Origin of the sequence: Micromonospora sp. SD12 (genome assembly GCF_052068495.1) — a bacterium.
Taxonomy (GTDB): Bacteria; Actinomycetota; Actinomycetes; order Mycobacteriales; family Micromonosporaceae; genus Micromonospora; species Micromonospora echinofusca.
This window is the reverse complement of sequence record NZ_JBQHDF010000018.1, coordinates 89907-110640: the sequence shown is the minus strand read 5'-3', so window position 1 is coordinate 110640 and position 20734 is coordinate 89907. Positions and strand designations below refer to the sequence as shown.

Here is a 20734-nt window from a genome sequence, read left to right as displayed (position 1 = left end):
AGAGGGGTGGCGGATGGCCGACGACATGGGATCGACAGTGCCGCGACGGCAACTCGGGCGGGCGCTGCGCGAGCTGCGCACCGAGGCCCGGATGACCCTCGACGGCGCGGCGGAGGCGTTGCAGTGCAGCCGGCAGAAGATGTGGCGCATCGAGACCGGCCTCGGCGCGGTCCGCGCCGTCGACGCCAAGGCCATGTGCGAGCTGTACGGGGCGACCGCCGAGCTGACCGGCGCGCTCACCGCCCTGGCCAACGAGACCAAGGCCAAGGGCTGGTGGCACTCGTACGGCGACGCCATCCCGGAGTGGTTCGAACTCTACGTCGGCCTGGAATCAGCCGCCTCCCGCCTTCGCGAGTACGACGACACCCTGATACCCGGGCTGCTCCAGACCAGAGGTTACGCCCATGGCGTGTACCAGCACCGCTCGCGCATATCTCAGAACGATCGGGAGCGGCTGGTCGAGGTTCGACTGCAACGTCAGGCGCTCCTGGAACGCCGCCTTCCACCCGCACCACAGTTCGAGGTCGTCCTCTCCGAGGCGGTTCTCCTCCGGGTCGTCGGTAGTCCCGCCACGATTGCCGAACAGCTACGACACCTGCTCGACGTCGGCAGGCTCCCCCACGTCTCGATCCGGGTGCTGCCCCTCAGCGCCGGACTCCACTTCGGCGCGGTCGCTGGCCCCTTCGTCATGTTGGACTTCCCGCTCCGCAACCGGGTCGATCCCGACCCACCGGTCATCTACAGCGAGTCGCTTACCGGCGCGCTCTACCTCGACCGCAAGGACGAACTCGCAATCTACGAAGAAGTCTGGACGAGCCTCACGTCACTGGCCCTCGATAAGCAACAATCGAGGTATCTGATCAACAAGATCGTCAGAGAGGTCCACCATGGCTGAGCTGACCGGCGCCCAGTGGCGCAAGAGCACCCGCAGCGGCGACAACGGCGGCAACTGCGTGGAGGTCGCCGACAACCTGCCCGGCCTAGTCGCCATACGCGACAGCAAGGACCCGGCTGGGCCCGCCCTAACCTTCACCGTTAACGCTTGGACCGACTTCGTCCGGTCAACGAAGTTTGCGCGCTGAACTGCACATCAGACGGAGGCGCGGCCAGCACCCTGCCGGACGCGCTTCCATCGTGCAAAGATCCACCCCGCTCCCCCACGCGCCAACTCAGCCCTCTGGCTAAACAGTTCCAGCAGTTCCGCCACGCAACTACGCTCAACGGCTAGACCGCCGCTTCACGTTACGGGAAGAAACTGCTCTCGCTACAAAGTGTAACCGACTACGACGACCGCCAGCCTCCGTTGGTCGCATCTCGAAGCCGTTTGCTGAACGCGGCATGGGCCTGCCGGTACTCGCTTTCCCGATCCGCCTTATAGAACGGCGCAGCATAGCCTTGCGGAACTAGATTCCGCTGCGGATGATCTAAGTACGCCACAAGTTGGGCGTAGTCATCCCGATTTTGTTTCAAACCACGCGACCTGCTATCACCACAGATCTTCATGCCTGAGGCGTCAAACCAGGTGACCGCCTCCCGCTCAGCAAGGACTGGATAACGAGTTCTATATACGGCAACTAGATCATCGGAGGGAATTCCCAACCACGCCGCCACTAGGGCGTCGACTTCAACGAGAGCAGCACGCCTTTCCCGCTCAGACCTAAGACCAGTCGAGCGACTCCACACGGGATCGACATTTGAGAGCGACTCCATCCCAGGCCATTCGACGGCCCAGTCTTCTTCATGCGGCCACGCCGCGTCAAAGAGCTCCTCCCAGAGATCGGCGTGGCTGGCGCTTAGACAATTGAGGCGTAACGCGCGCAGCAGGAGCGCAGAAGCTAATGGATGATCGCTTTCCCCCGCCGGCATGAACGGAAGGTCGGACGGATGCAGGTTTTTCTTACCAGTTATTCGGAGCAAGTAGTCTAGTGGCAGCGACGCCCAAAAACCAGCCGCGAGCGCGGTCGTAGCATTTTCCCGAAACGCCATCGAATAAAGGCCATCGATGTGAGTGGGACCCGGCGGAATCAGAGCGGCATAAAGGCTCCGCTCGCTATTGAAAGCGATCATTTTTCGCCAGGCCAGCCGGTAATATTCTGAATACCGACGCCCGCGCCAAGAATCCTGCGAATCCTGAAAGCGCCGACGATCACACGAACGAACGAAATTGGTCCGCGCCGAAAAGAGGGGAGCAGCGGTCTTCGGATCGAGAGGATCCCAATCGTTAGGCGATTTGCAGGGAACTCTCGCCTCTTTCGCGAGCGGTAAAGCGACTCCAACATGCGGTCCTTGCAATATCGCTTCATCAGGCTGATTCGGCGAGGTCGACTCCCAGCGGATCAGTCCACGTGTCTGCGCGCCCTTTTCATGCCAGCCTGAACTAACGAATGGGTCAAGCATACCCACCCTGAGGCGGGCCGATGACAACGCCAACAGCGGTCGTCGCTCAGCAGCGGTCAGCGGGTAGAGAAGCGCTGCAGCGTCGGCAGGGCTTTCCTTGTCGCCAGAGAGATCGCGCCAGCCAGCTAGAACCTCAGTGTCGACTTGAAAGAGCCTCAACTTGTGCGGACGGAGGTCCCATTTTTTCTCATTTTTAATACCTGGCAGAGGTCCTTCGCCGTCATGATCGAATGATTGCGCGAGTACCTGCGCTCCGTAAAGGTGGCTAACGTGAACAAATTCGGCAGGGCGTTGGCGGCCATAGATGTGCATTCCGAAGGGCTTGGTATCACCCACTGGCCGAGGGAAAGCCCAATTGCCCCCATTGATGAAAGTCGCATGGGCGCGTAGATGACGATAGGCGACGGACCTGAGGTGGCCAAAATGAACACCAGAGAAATGTGTGTCAGGATGAATAAGTCCAGCGACCCCCTTTCCGGAGCCGATACTTTTCCAGGCTCTCACCATGAAAGCTCGATAGAAATCGGGCTGACTACCAGCAAGCACGGGGTAGTTAGCTGACGCGGTTAGATAGTTGGCAATACCTGATACTATCGCTCGTTCTTGCTTGAATAGATCATGAGACTTGCCTCGGCGGAGCAGGTTCCATCGACGCTCACGCTTCGCGGTAAGGTCCGGCTTGCCGACGATCGCGAACCAGGCGTCCTCCTCGGCAAGGAGCGCGTCCTCGTCCCAGACGGGTTGCACCCATGGTGGATTACCAACCTGGATATCGAAGCCACCTTTTGCAAAGGCCAGACCGAAATTTAGCTCCCAATGGAAGAAAGCTTGCTGATTAGCGATCTGGTGGACGGTGAGTAGCCAGGGGAAACGGTCGTTGAGGGTTCCAAGCGAGTCGACGCCACTAACGCCTTCCAGTTTCCGCTCAAACTCACTCATCTCGCTCAGGCTGGTCAGCTTCCTGCCGTAGAACCGCTCGGTGTCCTCGTCCACGTCGCTGCGGCCGATGAGTGCTTCGGCGAAGGTCAGCCAGTCGTCCAGGTTGGACAGCGGCACCTGCTGGCGAAGCTGTTCCGCCACCGTCATCCGCCGGGTGCCGGTCGCCTTCGTCGGCATCTTCATCTGCTGCGGCTGCACGTTGCCGAAGATGTCCGCAGTCTCGTAGACCGGCGGTTCCTCGTACGCTGGCTCGTCCTTGACGTGGGAGACCTGGACAGGCGCGGCCGGATACGCCGGGTCGGAGCCGTCGAGCAGGCCGACCTTGTCCAGCGGCCAGAACCACAGCGCGCACCAGACGTCCATCAGCGTCTTGAGCCGCCAGTACGGCGTGCCGGGCGCGGTCAGGTCGGCGAGGATCTCGTCCCGGGGCACCGCCTCGGTGACCGGAGGCAGGTCGTCTGCGCCCCAGACCCGGATGTCGCGGCGGATCTCCCGCTCGGAGATGGCGAGCCGCTGCTGCACCAGCCCCCATAGGAACTCCACCCGCCCCGCCAGCGCCTGCAACCGCTTGACCTGTGAGTTCTTGCCCTTGGCGGAGGGGGCGCGCTTCATCGCCGTACGCCATGCCTTGAGCCGGGCGGTCTCGGCCGGCGCCAGCTCGCGGGCCTCCTTCTCCCCCGCGACCGCGCCCCACCCGTCGGCCGGGAGCAGGAAGTGGTGGATGGTGCCCTCGTCGATCGGCCCGTCCCGGAAAGGCTTCTCCGCCGGGGCGGTGGTCAGCCACGACTTGTCCGTGAGCTGCTTCGCCTCGTAGGTCATGCGTCCGCAGCCGATGAGCGAATTGCCGCGCTGGAGGTGCAGGCCGAACCAGGGGGCCTGAAGGCCGGCGTGCATGACGTTGAGCCAGAGCGACACCTCGGCCAGCTCGACAGCGGTGCGGTTGAGGTCGACGCCGTAGCTGTTGTGCAGGGCGATGTACGCCTTCACCCGCTGGAGTTCGAGGTGGTACTGCTCCGGGTCGAGGGTGATCTCGCGTTCCTTCTGGCGGCGGCGCAGGTATTCGGCGGCGACCTGGTTGATCGCCTCGTTGAGGAACGCGCCGGAGCCGAGCGCCGGCTCGCAGATCGTCCAGTCCAGCAGCTCCCGGGCCGGGGTGACCGTGCCGTCCTGGTCGAGGCGGTACTTGAGGGCGAGCTGGACGGTCACCTCGGTCAGCGACTGTGGGGTGTAGTAGGAGGCGCTGGTCTGCCGGTCCCGGCCGGCGAGCCGGTAGACGAACTGGCCGGGCTGGTAGCTGACCCGGCTGCGGACGCCGGTGTACGGGTCCTCCTTGTAGACGAAGACGTTGTCGTCGTACTCGTCGGCCTTGGAGGCCGGGATCATCCACGAGCCGTCCTTCGGGTCACCGTTCTTGGCGACCTCGTAGAGCTGCTCGGTGGCGACGAAACCGGTGTACGACATCAGGCCCTCGTAGACCGCGCCGAGCTGGTTGATGCCGAGCTGGGCGTACGAGATGAAGCCGCCACGGCGCTTCTTGCCGCCCTTGGTGAGCATGAGCCGGCGCAGCACCTCGTAGAGGACCTTGTTGCGCAGCCGGGTGTCGATTTTCGGCGCGTCGGCGTCGTCCATGTCGTCGGCGTCCGGCTCGGGGATGAGCCGGCCGATGAGCTTGGTCTTCTCCGGCAGGAACAGGTCCGACTTCATGGGCTCGAAGCGCAGCCCCTCCCCCTCGCTGGCCTTCTCGTCGACCGCCGCGCCGCCACGCGGCCGGTGCCCGTCGTTGACCATGCGGAACAGCAGGTCCAGCGATTCGTACAGGTGGTAGCTGCCCTCGGCAGAGGGGGCCATCCGCCGGGACACCAGGTCACCGAGGCGGGCGAGGCTGTAGCCCTCGACGTACTGGGGGTCGTTGACCGGCAGCACGCCGAGTTCGGGACGCGCCTCGGCGTAGAGCAGGAACAGGATCCGGTACAGGTAGCGCAGGGCCTCCCGGCCGAGTTCCTTGGCCAGCTCGTCCAGGGCCATCACCTGCTGCGGCTGGTAGCCGGCCCGCCGGATCTGGTCGAGGACCTCGTTGGCGATGAGTTCGACGGAGACCTTCAGTCCCTCGCGGAGTTCACTGGACACCCCGACGGCGTGCTGGCGGGAGCCGGCGACCAGGTCAGCGAGAGGTTCGGTGCCACCCTCGGCGGGTGGGCGCAGCGAGTCGGCGCCGAAGAGGGCGGCGACGACGTCGAGTTCCTTGTCGTCGTTGCGGGCGTACGCGGTGTCCAAGCTGACGGCCAGGTAGCGGCCCTCGCCCCAGACGGTGCGGTCGGCGAGGGTGACCACGCCACCGCTGAGGATCAGCACGTAGCGGAGCTTCGGGCTGTCGGCGGCGAACAGCAGGGACGCGAGCTTGGCGCCCGTCTCGATTGTCTCGGTGCTCGACAGGGTGAGCGGGTCGAGCAGGCGACCGGCGCCGTCCGGGTCCTGGGCCGCCTCGGTGTCGACCGCCCAACCACAGTCCAGCGCGACGATGCCGTGCGCGGCCTCCAGTTCGGCGTGGGCGACGCGGACCTCGTACTCCTGGCCGGTCCGCTCGACGGTGACGGTCTGTGGCTGGGGGTCGAAGCCGAGCGCCTCCAGCACGTCCCGGTGGTGCTTGCGCAGCCGCTCCGGGTCAAAGAAGTCGACGTCGGTCAGCTCGGTCTTGGCGTCGAAGAAGGGCCGGCGCATCCGGCGCAACCGGGTGCGCGGCGTCTGCTCGCCGCTCTTCTCCCGCTCGGCCCACTGCTTGAGCAGGCCGCCCTTGAGGGTGGTGGGCAGGATCTCGGCGAGGTAGTGGGCGGAGAGGTACTCGCCGCGGTTGGTCAGCGACTCGAAACTCATGCGGCACTCTCCTGCGACGGTACGAGGACGGCGAGGACCCGCAGCAGCGGGTCGCCGGCGGTTTCCAGGCGGTCGAGCAGGTCGTGCTGCTCGGCGACGGTGGCGTCGACGCGTTGGCGTCGCTTCTCCCGGTGCGGGCCGGGCAGCTCGTCGAGCAGGCTGGCCTGCTGGAAGGTCGTCAACTGCTCGCGGTAGCGGCACAGCGGCTCGGCGTTGGCCTCGGCCCAGGCGTCGCGTTCGCCTTCGAGGTACCGCCGGGCCACGTCGACGGCCGCCGGCAGCAGCTCCTTCAGCGGAGCGATCGCGATGGTCTCGGCGCGGTTGACCATGGCCGGGCCGACGTTGGCCTCCCGCAGCACCTCGTCCATGGGCCGGATGGTCGGTGACGCGGGCAGGCCGGTGACGGCCATCCACTGCACGACCGTGGGCTGGCCGAGACGGTTGGCGTAGACGCCCTGGATCAGGAACGTCGGCGCGGTCACGTCGGCGGTGAGCACCGGCGCCTGCTGGCGACCGAGCCGGATCAGCACCTTGTCGACCAGCCAGTCGACCATCGGGTGTACGTCGCTGAGGAAGGCGATCTCCGGCCACATCGGGGTTTTGCTCTGCCGGGCCTGGTCAAGCTTGCGTTGCGCGAGCGGCCGGTCGAAGGTGACCTTCAGTCGCAGGTCCTCACCCTCGCGGTGGGCGCGCAGGTAGGAGCGGGGCAGGTCGGTGAGCCGGTGCACCAGGTCGTCGGGGGCGAGGAAGGTCAGCAGCTCGTCCTCCCGGCGCAGGTCGATGTGATCCTCGGGCCGGTCCTCGTAGATCTCGTACAGGGCGGCGTCGACGAAGTCGCGGGTGGAGTCGAAGAGCTTCGGCACTCGCGCCTGAGGCACGTCCGCGGTGACTGGTGCGGTGCCGACGTCGCCGAAAAGGTCGGCCATGACGTCGATCTCCTCGTGGGCCTCCGCGTACGACTCCTCCACCGTCTTGCCGGCGAGCAGGTCACGGACCAGCCGGTCCTCCTCGGCCTTGGCGTCGTAGAGGCCGGTCGCCGCCTCGACGCTGCCGAGGCTGCGGTGGGCGGTCTCCTCCCGGTCGAGCAGCTTCTCGGCGACCGTCCGGTCGTCCTTGGCGTCCTCACGTTCCGAGGTGAGGATTAGCGCGCGGAACTGCGGCTGGTGCTTCTGCCCGTAGCGGTCGACGCGGCCGTTGCGCTGCTCGATCCGGATCAGGCTCCACGGGATGTCGTAGTGGATCAGGTGGTGGCACTGCTGGTGCAGGTTGACACCCTCGGAGGCGACGTCACCGGTGAAGAGCAACCGGACGTCGCTGCCGGCCAACTCGAACTCCTGGAGGATGGTCTGCTCGTCCTTGTCGGCCACCCCGCCGTGCAGCACCCGGATCTGGTTCGGCTTCAGGCCCAGCATCCCGGGGACCACCTCGGCGAGCCACTTGATGGTGGGGACCCGCTCGGAGAAGACCACCGCCCGGATGTCGCTGTTCTTCCCGACGCCGATCTTCTTCAGCTCGTCGACCAGCCCATTGAGCTTGCTGGAGTCCCGGTCGGTCATCGCGGAGGTCAGCTCCGCGAGCCGGTCCAGCGCCGCCCGCTCGGTGCCGGTGGCCTTCTTGCGCCGGTTGGTCACCGTCTCGTGCAGCGCCCGATGGGAGGAGAGGAAGGACTTCAACAGCGTGTACGGGAAGAGCCGGTGCTGCCCGGTGATCGCCTCGTCGGTCCACTTGCCGGCCAGCCACACGTCGGTCAGCTCGTCGAAGATCTGCTCCTCGACCGGGCCGGCCGCGCAGTGCACCGCCTGTGACGGGCCGCGCTCGGCCCAGCGGTCGCCGATCTGGTCGCGCACCTCCGGGCTGATCTTGGTGCGGCGAAGGTAGAGGTGCGCGATGTCCTTGGCCTGGTAGTCCTTCTCGTTGGCGATGGCCGCCGGGTCGAGCAGCGAGATCAGCTGCGCGAAGGACTCCTTGTCACCGTTGTGCGGGGTGGCGCTGGCCAGCAGCAGCGCGTCGGTCTTCGCGGCCAGGCGGCGGGCCAGCTCGTTGCGCTGGGTGCCCCGGTTAATGAGGTTGTGCGACTCGTCGATGACGACGGCGTCCCAGGTGGTGGCGTCCAGGTGGTGGCCGAACTGGCCGGCGTCCTTGAGCGTGTCGACCGAGATGATGGCCCGCTTGAAGTAGGTGAACGGGTTCCGCCCGGCGGGGATCTCCTGCTGGATGCGCTGGATGCCCGTCGAGTCCAGCCGCACCAGCGGGATCGCGAAGCGGGTCCACAGCTCGCGCTGGAACTGTTCCAGCACCTGCTGCGGCGAGACCACCAGGATGCGGTCACCCCGGCCCCGGCGGATCAGCTCGGCGAGGATCAGCCCGATCTCCAGGGTCTTGCCCAGGCCGACCACGTCGGCGAGCAGGATCCGCGGCCGCAGGCCGGACAGCGCCAGCTCGACGGGGCGCTGCTGGTAGGTCAGCGGGTCGAGCAGGAACCGGTCGGCCAGGGCCAGGCCCTTCTCGGTACGCGGCAGCGGAGTACGCCGCAGCACGGCCTCCAGGAACAGCCGGCTCTGCCGGAACCGCGACGACGTGTCCTGGACGAGTTCCGTCTCCTCGGGCACCAGCGGCGTGATGTCCTCGAGTGCGGTGAAGAAGGTCGCCTCGACGTCCTGCACGAACTCGGACACCCCGACCGCCTTGATCATGGTGCCGTCGGCGGTGCCGGTCTTGACGCTGCGGATCAGCCACTCCTCGTCGCGGACGACGATGCGGGAGCCCGGGGCGAAGGTCGCGGCCTGGGAGGTGGTCATCGGGTGGAGCCTTCCTACAGGGTCGAGCGGCGGGCGTACTGGCGGCGAAGCTTGTCGACCAGCCAGCTGACGTCGGTGGGTGGGGGCGCCGGGCGCTCGGGGTCGGCCTTCGTCGGTGCCGTCTCGGGTGCTTGCACGGTGCTCGCCTCGTCGACGACCGGCAACCCTTCCGGATCCTGCTGCGGATCGACCAGGTCCGGCGGGACCAGCAGTTCCGTGCCCGCGTCGTAGGTGAGGGCGGCGACGTCCCGGCGCAGGTCGAGGGCGGTCTTGCCGCCGCTCTCGGTGGCGACGGCAAGCAGTCGGGCGCGGACGTCGTCGAGCCCCGGCCGAGCCGTCGGATCGTGCGCCAGCATGGCGCCGAGCAACTGCACCAACTCGTCCGGCACCCGGGAGAGATCGGGCAGATCGGTCGGCTCGGTGATCCGCAGCAGCAGGTTCCAGGAGTTGGTCGGCGGATAGAGCCCGTGACCGGTGAGCGCGAAGACCAGAGTGGCCGCCAGCCCGTAGATGTCGACCGCCGCTGTCAGATCCCGCTCCCCGCGAACCTGCTCAGGGGACATGTAGGCGGGCGTGCCGACCAGCACACCGGCGTCGGTCACGTAATGCTCGCGGTCCATCAGCACCGCCAGGCCGAAGTCGATTAGCTTGGGGCCGTCCGGGCCGAGGATGATGTTCTGCGGTTTGAGGTCACGGTGCAGGAGCCCGGCCTGGTGCACCTTGGTCAAGCCGTCAGCGAGCATCGCCCCCACCATCGCGGCCATCGGCAGCGACAGCGGTCCCTTCGCGTCGACATGCTGGCGCAACGTGGCACCGGGCACGTACTCGACCGCCAGCCACGCCGGATCACCGGTGGGGTCGGCGTCCTCCAAGCGGGCCACCCGGGACCCGAACACCAGTTTCAGGCTGCCCACCTCGCCGGCGAACCGCTCGCGGATCGTCGGGTCCGACAACAGCTCCTTCTTGATCACCTTGAGCGCGACCCGGTCGGCGGTGGGCGAGACGGCGAAGTACACCGTGCCCATCCCGCCCGATCCGAGCGGCCGCACCACTTCGTACCCGCCGACTCTCTCCAGCGCCATCAGACCCCCCACGTGGTGGCACCCACCTGCACCGATGCGCCCGCCGCCGGCCCCACGCCCGGCGGACGCACGACCGTACAACGATGGACGAGCACGATGCCAGCCGCCGAACGGCGGTTCTTCCGCACCGCAAGCTTCATCCGCCGTGCGGACGGACACTGCCCTGGGCCAGGCCGTCGGCGGTGAGCTGGACGAGTTCAGCCCCCAGCGACGCCGCCTGTCGGATGGCCGACTCGAACGCGTTCAGCCGCCGGAACGCCTCCCCGTGCGCCCGCTGCTCATCCAACGGCAGCCGCCGCACCTGCGCCCGTCGGATGTCGAACCGCAGCGTCCCCGACAGGCTCGACGCCTGCTTCTCGTTGGCCGACGTCCGCAGTTGCCCGGCGAGGAACCACGGATCGAGGGCGGCCGGGTTGGGGCGTAGCAGGTGCAGGTTGCGCCCCAGCAGCGCACCTTCGGCGGTGATGACGCGGGCGGTGAGCGTACGGGCGATCATCGGCACCACCACGTCCCCGACGGCGAGCGGGATCTCCTGGCCGAGCCGCTCGTCGACCTGTCCGGTGGCGTCGACGCCGGCCAGCACGTCGGGCACGGTGAGCACCGGCGCCGAGCTGGTCACCGGGGTCGAGGTGGAGACCCGGACCGGGCCGAGCAGGTGGAGTGCGCCGCTGCGGATCAGCTCGGCGACCGACGTCGTGAGCGGTGCTGCCCCGTCAGGTGTGGGCGTGACCTGGGGCATCAGCGCGGGCAGGTCGCCGACGATCGCGGCGAGCCGTTCCCTGGTGCGTACCAGGTGCTCGCCGGTCCGCTCGACCCCGACGGCGGGTTGCCGGCGCGCGGGGGTGAGGTCGACGTCCTCGTCGAGCAGCTCGATGACCGGCACCGCGCGGGCGAACCCGGCCTCGTCGGCCTCGGCCTCGGGCGCGGCGGCGAAGGCCCGCCAGGCGGTGAGCACCCGCGCGGACAGCTCCGCGAGGTCGCCCTCGGCGGCGTCGACCAGCAGCGCCCGCGCCGGTGCGGGCGCGTCGGCGGCGGGTCGCCGCAGCACCCACAGGTGCAGAGGTACGCCGTGTGGCGCGGCCGCGCCGCTGGGCAGCGCGATGACGGCGCGCAGCGCTCCTCGGCGCAGCAGCTCGGCCCGGATCCGCCGGCCGGCACGCCGTCCGGCCACGGTCGGCGGCATGAGCAGTACGGCATGCCCGCCGGGCCGCAGGTGCGCCAGGGCGTGCTGCACCCAGGCCAGCTCGGGTTCGGTGCGGGGTGGGACGCCGTACTCCCAGCGGGGGTCGTAGCCGAGTTCCGCGTCGCCCCAGTTGGTGGCGCCGAACGGCGGGTGGCAGACGACCGCGTCGACGGTGCGGCCGGAGAACGCGTCGGCGCGCAGCGAGTCCCCCGGGCACACCTCGCCGGGCACCTCGCGCAGGGCGAGCGACAGCCCGGCGAGTCGGGCGAGGTCGGGATCGAGTTCCTGCCCGTACGCCGAGGTGCAGCCGGCGCGGGCGGCGGCCCGCAGGAGGGCGCCGGTGCCGGCGGCCGGGTCGAGGACGGAGCCGCCGACGCCGGCGAGGCCGACCATCAGGTCGGCGAGCTCGTCGGGGGTGGCGTAGGGCCGGCCCGGGCCGGGGGCGGAGAAGCGCCGCCACAGCTCATCGAAGGCGGCCTGGGGGCCGAGTTCGTCGGCGAGGGCGTCAACGTCGGGTAGCAGGGCGGCGAGATGGGCGTCGGCGGGTCCGGGTGCCGGGCGGTCGTCACGGTGGCGGGCGAGCAGCAGGGCGCCGACGGCGGCCAGCGCGGCGGCGGGGGTCTCCTTCGGGGCGGCGAGGTGTTGCCAGAGCCGGTCGGCGCGGGACAGCTGCGGGAGCTTGCCCTGGCCGCGTAGCCACTGCTCGACCTCGATGAGGTCGAACTCCGGGCTGGCCGTGGTGCCGCCCACCGGGGCCGGGAAGTCGGGGTGCCGTTTTCGCCAGTTGCTGACCGCGGCGCGTCCGACCCCGGCGAGCCGGGCGATCTCTGCGGCGGTCACGGTCGGTGTCTTCACGTAGAAAGTCTCGCACACCCGTCAAGGCTCACCTTGTCTGTTGACAGAGTTGTCGGACGATGCTCTTATTGACCCCGCCACATTCACAGTTGGAGGACAACGATGCGCAAGACCACGACCTTCGCCCTGCTCGCCACCGCCGTCGTCGCGCTGGGATGCGGCGCTGGTACCACCGACACCGACACCGCGACCAGCTCGGGCAGCGACAGTGCCGCCAAGGGCGAGGAGAAGGCGGCGAAGACCGCGAAGATCGGCCAGCCGGCCCGCGACGGGAAGTTCGAGTTCACGGTGAAGTCGTCCAAGTGCGGCGTCGCGAAGGTCGGCGACAGCGTGCTCGGCGAGAAGGCGCAGGGCCAGTTCTGCCTGGTCACGATCAACGTCAAGAACATCGGCAAGGAAGCCCAGATGTTCGACGGCAGCAGCCAGAAGGCATACGCGGCCGACGGCACCGAGTACTCCTCCGACACCGGCGCCGCCATCTACGCCAACAAGAACGCCGAGACGTTCCTCAACGACATCAACCCCGGCAACCAGGTCACCGGCGTCGTCGTCTTCGACATCCCGAAGAACGTCAAGCTCACCAAGCTCGAGCTGCACGACTCGCCGTTCTCGGGCGGCGTCACCGTCTCCCTGAGCTGACCACCCGCCGTCTCGTCGGGGCGGGCGGTCCCGCCCGCCCCGTTGCCTCCCGGGCGTCAGCCCACCACCGCGTCAGTTCACAGAGGAGCACTGTCGTGACCGATCCGACCACCCCGATGCCCGCCGAGCGGCCCGCCGTCCCACCGGTGTCCGCCGTGCCGCCGCACCCGGCCGCGCAGCTTCCGCCTCCCTCGACCGGCGCGGCGGTACCGCCGCCCGGCCCGTCCGGTTCGTCGGGCTACACCATCGCCGGGATGCCCGCCCCGCCCAGGCGCTCGAACGCCCGAGCCTGGGCCGTCGGTGGCGTGGCCCTCGTCGTCGCGCTGTGCTGCGGTGGTGCGGTCATCGGTGCGGTCGCTGGCAACGAGGACGAACCGGCCACCAGCGCCAGCAGCCTCCCGTCAACCACTCCGAGCAGCGCCACGCCGAGCACGGCTGCTCCCAGCACCGCCGCCCCGACCACGGCGGTTCCGACCACGGCCGCTCCCACCACCACCGCCCCCGAGCCGACCACGGCCCCGCCGACCCCCAAGCCCAAGGTGGTCAAGGGGCGCGGCGACGACATCGTGCGGGTCGGCGAGCTGACCGAGTTGTCGGTCGTCAAGTTCACGTGCAAGTGCTCCAGCAACACGGTCCTCAAGAGCGACGGGGACGGGCTGCTGGTCAACGAGATCGGCTCCTACAGCGGCAAACGGTGGATCAACCTCGAGGATGGCTCGCTGACCACCCAGTTCGAGGTGGAGGCGTCCGGGTCGTGGACGTTGACGATCGGCAGCGTGGCTCAGCTGGCCACGAAGGCAACCACCGGCAAGGCCGCGGGCAAGGGTGACGACGTGCTCGTGCTCGGCGGTGCCGGCACCGCCGCGAAGATCACCCACACCAGGGGCAGTGGCAACTTCGTCATCCACGCCTACTCGATGGAGACCGGGGAGGGCGGTCTGCTGGTCAACGAGATCGGCGGCTACTCGGGCGTCCGTCCGCTGGAAGCGCCCGCCCTCGTCCAGGTTACGGCGGACGGCAACTGGACCATCACGCCCGCCTGATCCGTTCACGACATCAGCTCCACAGCGGCGAGGGCGGGCCGACCGCGTCGCCCTCGCCCCTCCCCCGCTACGAGACGTCAGGAGGCGTCGTGCGTCCCGATGAGTTCCTGCGCGCCCTGGACCTGCTCCCCACTCCCCTACACGAGCGCGCCGTCGCGCTGCGCGCCTACGCCCGCGTCACCCGCTGCGACGACTGCCAGCGCATCGGCGACGCCGTGCGGCTGGCCCTCACCGCCGCCCACTACGACGAACTCGGCTCGGCCCGACAACTGCTCGACACGGCGGAGCAGCAGGCCGCCCGGCACGAGGTCCACCGCCCGCAGCCGAGCCCCGAACGCGGTCGCGGCCACGTCGGGCGCTGGGCGGGGACGTCCGCGCCGCTCGTCGCCGCGACCGACGCCAGCTGGAAGGGGCGCGCCGGCGGCATCGCGTACGTCGTCAGCGACGGTCACTGGGGCCTGCGCAGCCGGGGCACCGGCCGGCTGGACCCTACCGGCCCGTCGCGCGTGCTGATCAACGAGCTGCGGGCGGTCGAATTCCTGCTGTCCGCGTACGACGAGGTGCCCGCCGGCATGACCGTGCTGCTGGACAGCCTGATCGCCCTGCGGTACCTGCGCCGCTGGCAGGCCGGCGAGGCCGACGCCATGCCGGTCGGCTACAGCCTGCGCCCGCGCAGTTCGTCGGCCCAGCCGACCCTGGTCCGGCTCGCCGAGCTGGTGGGCCGGCGGCCGGATCTGTCCTTCGGGCACGTCAAGGGGCACAGCGGTCATGCCCTCAACGAGGCCGCCGACGGCCTGTCCCACATGGCCCGCCGCCGGCTCGGCGAATCCTTCGACGTGCGTCCCCGCGCGTACGCCCTGGTCGACGCGTTCCTCCGCGACTGGCACGCCACCGTCGCCACCTGACCACACCGGCTGACTTCTCACCCCGGGAGATGATCGTGGTTCTCGATGGCCAGCACAGCGTCGACTCGTACACGGAGGCGTTCCCTTCCTGGGTCGGCCCCGGCCTGATCCTCCGGCAGACCGGCACATTGGCGACCTTCCGCCTGCCGAGCCACACCCCCTGACCATCCATCCCGCTGACCCAGACCAGCCGCACACATCCGGAGACGAGCATGCCGGTCCCCCGTCAGCCGCCCGACCACACCATCTGGCTCTCCTCGATCACCGTCGCTGGGTTCCGCGCCGTCGGCCCGGAACGCACTCTGCGGATCGACCCCAGCCCCGGCATCACGCTGGTAATCGGGCGCAACGGCTCGGGCAAGTCGAGCTTCGCGGAGGCCGTCGAGCTGGCGCTGACCGGCGACAGCGCCCGCTGGGCGGAACGCCACATCGACTGGCGTACGGGATGGCGCAACCTGCACTCCCCCGACCCGTGCTGGATCGTGGCGCAGCTGCACGTCGACGGGGAGGCGAAGCCGGTGACGGTGACCCGGTCCTGGCCGCTCGGTGCGACGTTGGCCGACGCGGAGGTCACCGTCGCCAGCGAGCGGGGACGGCACTGGAGCCTGGCCCAGCTGAGGCTGGCCCGCCCGCTGGAGCGGTACCGGCCGTTCCTCACCGCCACCGAGCTGAGTCGGCTCACCGAGGCCAGCCAACGGGTCGCGCCGCGCGGGTGGGCGCCGGAGAGCCCGTTCCGGTTCGTCGTCGCCGACGACCCGGTGCGGGGCATGGACTCGGCCAAGGTGGACGGCCTGGCCCGGGTGCTCGCCGCGTTGGCCGTGCGGCGGCAGGTACTGGTCTTCACCCACGACGTCCGCCTGCCGGAGGCGGTCCGCCGGCTCGGCCCAGGCAGGGTCCAGATCGTGGAGATGACCCGTGCGCAGCGGTCGGTGGTGACACTGCGGCCCGCCGGCGACCTGTGACGCGCTGCTGACTCAGATCGGCAGGCGCCCGCCTTGGGACCGAAGAGAACGTACGCCTTGTCGCCCAGCGGGACGGTCGGAGATCGATAGCACTCTTTACGAGCGTGAAATCGGCTGTTACCTTTTCGTAAATCTTGCAGGAACTTGCAAGCACCCCGGTTTCGCGTCCCGTCCGGAGATGACCATGCCCGTAGCGCAAGCCTCGCGTGCCCGAGCCGCCCTCGCCGCCCTACTCTGCGCCGCCCTGGCCAGCGTCGCCGCGCCCCTGGTCACCGCGCCCGCACCGGCCGTCGCCGGGATCGACTCCCGCACCCTCGGCGCCCGCTACGACAGTGCCGGGTCGCGGATCACCTTCCGGGTCCACTCGTCCGCGGCCACCCGGATGACGGTCAACCTCTACGCCGCGCCCACCGGCACCCAGGAGAACGCCAGCTATCTGCTCACCAGGGACAGCGCCGGCACGTTCAGCGTCACCGTCGACGTCGCCGCCCTGCGCAGCGCGGGCATCACCGGCACCGTCTACTACGGCTACCGGGCCTGGGGGCCGAACTGGCCGTACCGCACGGGCTGGACGAAGGGTTCCTCGGTCGGGTTCGTCACCGACGTGGACGCCACCGGCAACCGGTTCAACCCCAACAAGCTCCTGCTCGACCCGTACGCCCGAGAGATCAGCCACGACCCGCTGCGGCCCGGCATGACCACCTCGACGGTGTACGCCTCCGGCCCGACGCACCGCAACGTCGACAGCGGCCCGCACGCGGCGAAGGGGGTCGTCCTACCGACCACCACGCCCGCCTTCGGCACCAAGCCGGGCCGCGCCCTGAAGGACGACCTCGTCTACGAGGTGCACCTGCGCGGGTTGACCCGCAACGACCCGTCGGTGCCGGCCGCCTACCGGGGCACCTACCGGGGGGCGGGGATGAAGGCCGCGTACCTGGCCTCGCTCGGGGTGACCGCGGTGGAGTTCCTGCCGTTGCAGGAGACCCAGAACGACACCATCGACGTCGACCCGACCGGCACCGCGGGCGACAACTACTGGGGTTACATGACCCTGAACTACTTCGCCCCGGACCGCCGGTACGCCTACGAGCGCTCGCCGGGCGGGCCGACCCGGGAGTTCCAGCAGATGGTGAAGGCGTTCCACGACGCCGGGATCAAGGTGCTCCTCGACGTGGTCTACAACCACACCGGCGAGGGCGGTGTCTACAGCTCCGGTGGGTCGAACGTCTACGACATCGTCTCCTGGCGTGGGCTGGACAACCCCACCTACTACTCGCTCACCGCCGACCGGCAGTCCTCCTGGGACAACACCGGCGTCGGCGGCAACTACAACACCTACAATCCGGTCGCCCAGGACCTGATCGTCGACTCGCTGGCGTACTGGAAGAACACGCTCGGGGTCGACGGCTTCCGGCACGACCTCGCCTCGGTGCTCGGCAACACCTGCCAGCACGGCTGCTTCTCCTACAGCCGCACCGACCCGAACACCGCACTCAACCGGATCACCCGGGAGATGCCGCCCCGACCGGGCGGCGGGGGCACCGGCGTCGACTGGATCGCCGAGCCGTGGGCCATCGGCGCCGGGACCTACCAGGTGGGCAACTTCCCCGCCGGCTGGTCGGAGTGGAACGGGCAGTACCGGGACACGCTGCGCCGCGACCAGAACAAGCTCGGCGTCAGCCCCGTCACCCCAGGCCAACTCGCCGACCGGTTCGCCGGCTCCTCCGACCTCTACGGCGACGACGGCCGGCGGCCGTGGAACTCGGTGAACTTCATGGTTGCCCACGACGGGTTCACCCTGGCCGACCTGTACGCCTGCAACAGCAAGAACAACAACCAGGCGTGGCCGTACGGGCCATCGGACGGCGGCAGCGACGACAACATCTCCTGGGACCACGGCGGGATCGCCGCCGACCAGCGCCGGGCCGCCCGCAACGGGCACGCCTTCCTGATGCTGTCGGCCGGCACCCCGATGGTCACCGGCGGCGACGAGGTGCTGCGCGGCATCCGCTGCAACAACAACCCGTACAACCTGGACTCGTCGGCGAACTGGCTGGGCTGGAGTCCGACCGCCGAGCAGAGCACCTTCCGCACCTTCGCCTCCCGGCTGGCCGCCTTCCGCCACGCGCACCCGGCGCTACGGCCGGCGAACTTCTACTCCGCCGCCGACACCAACGGCAACGGGCTTGCCCAGCTGGCCTGGTTTACCCCGGCCGGCACCAGCCCGGACGGCGCGTACTGGGGCAACGCCAACAACCATGCGCTGGGCTGGCGGATCGACGGCACCGAGCTCGGCGACCCGGCCCCGGCGGTCTACGTCGGCTACAACGGCTGGTCCGGGGACGTGAATTTCACTCTGCCATCCCCGGGAGCCGGAAAGAACTGGTACCGGGTCACCGACACCGCCACCTGGGCCGAGGGCGCCGACCAGGTCGCCGTACCCGGGTCGGAGACGCTGCTCGGCGGCCAGGGCACCAACTACCTGCTGCGTGGTCGCAGCCTGCTGCTGCTCATCGCCCGCTGACCCAAAAGGCGCTACGCCGCCGTCGAACTGGGTCCGACGGGCGCGCCTACGCGTCAACCCTCGAAACTCACGCTGAACGGCGTCAGCTCAGGGGGAGTGCGGCCACGGCCTGGATTTCGATGAGCAGGTGCGGGTGGGGTAGCTGGTGCACGGCGACGGTGGTGCGGGTGGGTCCGGTGGCGTCGAAGTACTCGGCCCAGACCTGGTTGTAGCCGCCGAAGTCGTTCATGTTGACGAGGTAGGTGGTGACCTGCACGAGGTCGGTCAGGTCGGCGCCGACCGTCCGCAGCAGGTCGGCGATGTTGTCGATGACGGCTCTGGTTTGTGCGCGGATGTCGAGGTTGGTGGTGCCGAATTCGTCGACTTCGACGCCGGCGAAGGTGTTGTCGGGCCGGCGTGACGAGGTGCCGGAGACGTAGACGAAGCCGCCGGCGACCTTGACGTGGGGGAACGCGCCGCGTGGTGTGGCCTTTCCGGCGACGACGTGCGCCTGCGTGCTCCCGCCGTGGCCAGCGGTCGCGCTGCGGCCTGCTGTCGTGCCCTGGTTCGCGGTCGTGCCCTGGCTCGCGGTCATGCGGTGGCTCGCAGGGTGGTGGTGCCGAGGTGTTCGACGACGGCGCGGACGTGGGCGCCGGGTTTGAGGGGCACGGCGGCGGTGGCGGCGCCGGCGAGGAACACCCAGCCCTCGCGTAGGCGTACGCCGTGGCGGCCGGCGAGGCGGATGCCTTCGTCGAGGGCGCGGCGGGGGTCGCCGAGGATCGCGGCGGTGGAGCCGACTTGCGCGACGCGTCCGTCGATCTCCAGCAGCACGCCCAGGTTGTCGAGGCCCTCGGGCACCGGCGACCAGGGCCCGATGACGAAGGCGGCGGCGGAGGTGTTGTCGGCGATCACGTCGGGCAGGGAGAAGCTGAAGTTCGCGTACCGGGAGTCGATCACCTCGATTGCGGGGGCGACGGCGCGCACGGCGTCGGTGAAGTCGCCCACCGGCTCGCCCGGCTCCGGGAGGCGGTCGAGCAGGAACGCCACCTCCGGTTCGACGCGGGGGTGGATGAACCTGGTGGGATCGAGGGTGCCGCCGTCGGGGATGCGCATGGTGTCGGTGAGGCGGCCCCAGATGACCTCGTCCACGCCGACCTGCGCCATCTTCGCCTTGCTGGTCAGGCCCATCTTCAGCCCGACGAGGCGTTCGCCCCGGTCGAGGCGACGCTGGATCAGCGCGGTCTGCACCGCATACGCCGCATCCACGTCCAAGCCGGTCTCGGCGGCCAACTGCGGGATGGCGGTGGCGGTGTCCGCCGCCATGCCGAGGCGTTCGGCGATACCGGCGGTATCCGGGCCGATCATGATGTCTCCTTGCCGGCGAGGTCCAGTGCCACGTCCACGATCATGTCTTCCTGCCCGCCGACCATGCGGCGGCGACCCAACTCGACCAGGATCGAGCGCACGTCCACCCCGTACTTGTCCGAGGCGCGTTCGGCGTGCCGCAGGAAACTCGAATACACCCCCGCGTAGCCGAGGGAGAGGGTCTCCCGGTCGACCTGCACGGGCCGGTCCTGCAACGGCCGCACGATGTCGTCGGCCGTGTCCATCAGGGCGAACACGTCACACCCGTGTTCCCACCCGTGCAACTCCGCCACCGCGACGAACACCTCCAACGGCGCGTTACCCGCCCCCGCACCCTGCCCCGCCAGGGACGCGTCGACGCGGACCGTGCGACCCGACGGGGAGCCGAGCGGCCCGTCGCCAGCGATCCGGCCGTGCTCCACGGCAACCACACTGTTGGCGACACCGAGGGACAGGTTGTGGTGGGCGTGGATACCGATCTGCATGGTCGGCTCCAGCACCTGCCGGTAGGCGTCCACCCGCTGCGCGACGTCGGACATGAGGAGCCGGCCGCCGGAGTCGGTGACGTAGACGCAGTGCGCCCCGTACGACTCCATCAACTTCGCCTGCCCCGCCAGACCAGCCGGGTCGTTCATGTGCGACATCATCAGGAACCCGGACACGTCCATGCCGTTCTCCCGCGCCCACGCAATGTGCTGCGCCGAGATGTCCGCCTCCGTGCAGTGCGTCGCGATCCGCACACTCGTCACCCCGAGCGCCTTCGCCGCCTTCAAATCGGCGATCGTGCCGATCCCCGGCAGCAGCAACGTCGTCAGCTTCGCGTTCGTCATCACCTCCGCCGCCGCCGCAATCCAGTCGGCATCACTGGCCGCACCATGGCCATAGTTCACACTCGACCCGGCCAGCCCGTCACCATGCGCGACCTCGATCGCCGCCACCCCCGCCGCGTCCAACGCCGCAGCGATGGTGCGGACCTGCTCGACCGTGTAGCGGTGGGCGACGGCGTGCATGCCATCGCGCAACGTCACGTCCTGGATGTACAGATCAGTCACCGGGCCACCTCCACGACGTCCCGACCCACGCCATCGCCACCAGCGCCGTCATGGCCCGCGCTGTCGCCGTCAGTGCTGGGGTGGTCCGCGCTGTCGTCATCAGCGCCGTCGCGGCCCGCGCTCTCATGACCGGTCGCTGC

General features: G+C 69.1%; 15 protein-coding genes. 8 read left to right on the top strand and 7 right to left on the bottom strand.

What is annotated here, in order from left to right; all coding sequences use genetic code 11:
* Positions 1 to 13: 13 nt before the first annotated feature.
* Positions 14 to 895 carry a helix-turn-helix domain-containing protein gene (locus tag ACTMS2_RS25060; RefSeq protein ID WP_441177582.1) on the top strand — a complete coding sequence of 294 codons (882 nt, stop codon included), beginning with the start codon at positions 14 to 16 and terminating at the stop codon, positions 893 to 895.
* Complete coding sequence (locus tag ACTMS2_RS25055) at positions 888 to 1082, top strand: DUF397 domain-containing protein (RefSeq protein WP_441177581.1); 195 nt, start codon at positions 888 to 890, stop codon at positions 1080 to 1082. Before ACTMS2_RS25060 ends, ACTMS2_RS25055 begins: the two co-directional genes overlap by 8 nt.
* Positions 1083 to 1281: 199 nt before the next feature.
* Here ACTMS2_RS25055 and ACTMS2_RS25050 read toward each other — a convergent pair whose 3' ends face one another.
* The 4 genes from ACTMS2_RS25050 to ACTMS2_RS25035 form a co-directional block, all read right to left on the bottom strand.
* Positions 1282 to 6207 (bottom strand): class I SAM-dependent DNA methyltransferase, encoded by a 4926-nt coding sequence (locus tag ACTMS2_RS25050; protein WP_441177580.1) that lies wholly within the window; start codon positions 6205 to 6207, stop codon positions 1282 to 1284.
* Positions 6204 to 9005, bottom strand: a complete 2802-nt coding sequence (locus ACTMS2_RS25045) for a helicase-related protein (protein ID WP_441177579.1) — start codon at positions 9003 to 9005, stop codon at positions 6204 to 6206. Before ACTMS2_RS25045 ends, ACTMS2_RS25050 begins: the two co-directional genes overlap by 4 nt.
* Positions 9006 to 9019: 14 nt before the next feature.
* Positions 9020 to 10087 (bottom strand): serine/threonine-protein kinase, encoded by a 1068-nt coding sequence (locus ACTMS2_RS25040; RefSeq protein WP_441177578.1) that lies wholly within the window; start codon positions 10085 to 10087, stop codon positions 9020 to 9022.
* A 136-nt stretch (positions 10088 to 10223) separates the two neighbouring features.
* Positions 10224 to 12125, bottom strand: coding sequence for an N-6 DNA methylase (locus ACTMS2_RS25035; protein WP_441177576.1), 1902 nt, complete (start codon positions 12123 to 12125; stop codon positions 10224 to 10226).
* 102 nt (positions 12126 to 12227) lie between these two features.
* Between ACTMS2_RS25035 and ACTMS2_RS25030 the strand changes: the two genes are divergently transcribed.
* The 6 genes from ACTMS2_RS25030 (at position 12228) to ACTMS2_RS25005 (ending at position 18198) form a co-directional block, all read left to right on the top strand.
* Positions 12228 to 12764 (top strand): DUF4352 domain-containing protein, encoded by a 537-nt coding sequence (locus ACTMS2_RS25030; protein ID WP_441177574.1) that lies wholly within the window; start codon positions 12228 to 12230, stop codon positions 12762 to 12764.
* 95 nt (positions 12765 to 12859) lie between these two features.
* A complete protein-coding gene (locus ACTMS2_RS25025; RefSeq protein WP_441177573.1) occupies positions 12860 to 13807 on the top strand; it encodes a hypothetical protein in 948 nt (315 codons plus the stop codon).
* A gap of 89 nt (positions 13808 to 13896) precedes the next feature.
* A complete protein-coding gene (locus tag ACTMS2_RS25020; RefSeq protein WP_441177572.1) occupies positions 13897 to 14712 on the top strand; it encodes a ribonuclease HI in 816 nt (271 codons plus the stop codon).
* A 35-nt stretch (positions 14713 to 14747) separates the two neighbouring features.
* Complete coding sequence (locus ACTMS2_RS25015) at positions 14748 to 14876, top strand: hypothetical protein (protein ID WP_441177571.1); 129 nt, start codon at positions 14748 to 14750, stop codon at positions 14874 to 14876.
* A 48-nt stretch (positions 14877 to 14924) separates the two neighbouring features.
* Complete coding sequence (locus tag ACTMS2_RS25010; RefSeq protein ID WP_441177570.1) at positions 14925 to 15674, top strand: AAA family ATPase; 750 nt, start codon at positions 14925 to 14927, stop codon at positions 15672 to 15674.
* Positions 15675 to 15852: 178 nt separating this feature from the next.
* Positions 15853 to 18198 carry a glycogen debranching protein gene (locus tag ACTMS2_RS25005; RefSeq protein ID WP_441177569.1) on the top strand — a complete coding sequence of 782 codons (2346 nt, stop codon included), beginning with the start codon at positions 15853 to 15855 and terminating at the stop codon, positions 18196 to 18198.
* 82 nt (positions 18199 to 18280) lie between these two features.
* Here the strand turns inward: ACTMS2_RS25005 and ACTMS2_RS25000 are convergent, their stop codons facing one another.
* From ACTMS2_RS25000 to dmpG, 3 genes are read right to left on the bottom strand one after another with little or no spacing between them, the layout of a single operon-like run.
* Positions 18281 to 18772, bottom strand: a complete 492-nt coding sequence (locus ACTMS2_RS25000; protein ID WP_441177568.1) for a RidA family protein — start codon at positions 18770 to 18772, stop codon at positions 18281 to 18283.
* Entirely contained in the window at positions 18769 to 19542 is a 774-nt protein-coding gene (locus ACTMS2_RS24995) for a 2-keto-4-pentenoate hydratase (RefSeq protein ID WP_441177567.1), read from the bottom strand. Before ACTMS2_RS24995 ends, ACTMS2_RS25000 begins: the two co-directional genes overlap by 4 nt.
* The gene (dmpG, locus tag ACTMS2_RS24990) at positions 19539 to 20594 is read right to left on the bottom strand and encodes a 4-hydroxy-2-oxovalerate aldolase (RefSeq protein WP_441177566.1); all 1056 of its coding nucleotides are present in this window, start codon (positions 20592 to 20594) and stop codon (positions 19539 to 19541) included. Before dmpG ends, ACTMS2_RS24995 begins: the two co-directional genes overlap by 4 nt.
* Positions 20595 to 20734 lie beyond the last annotated feature (140 nt).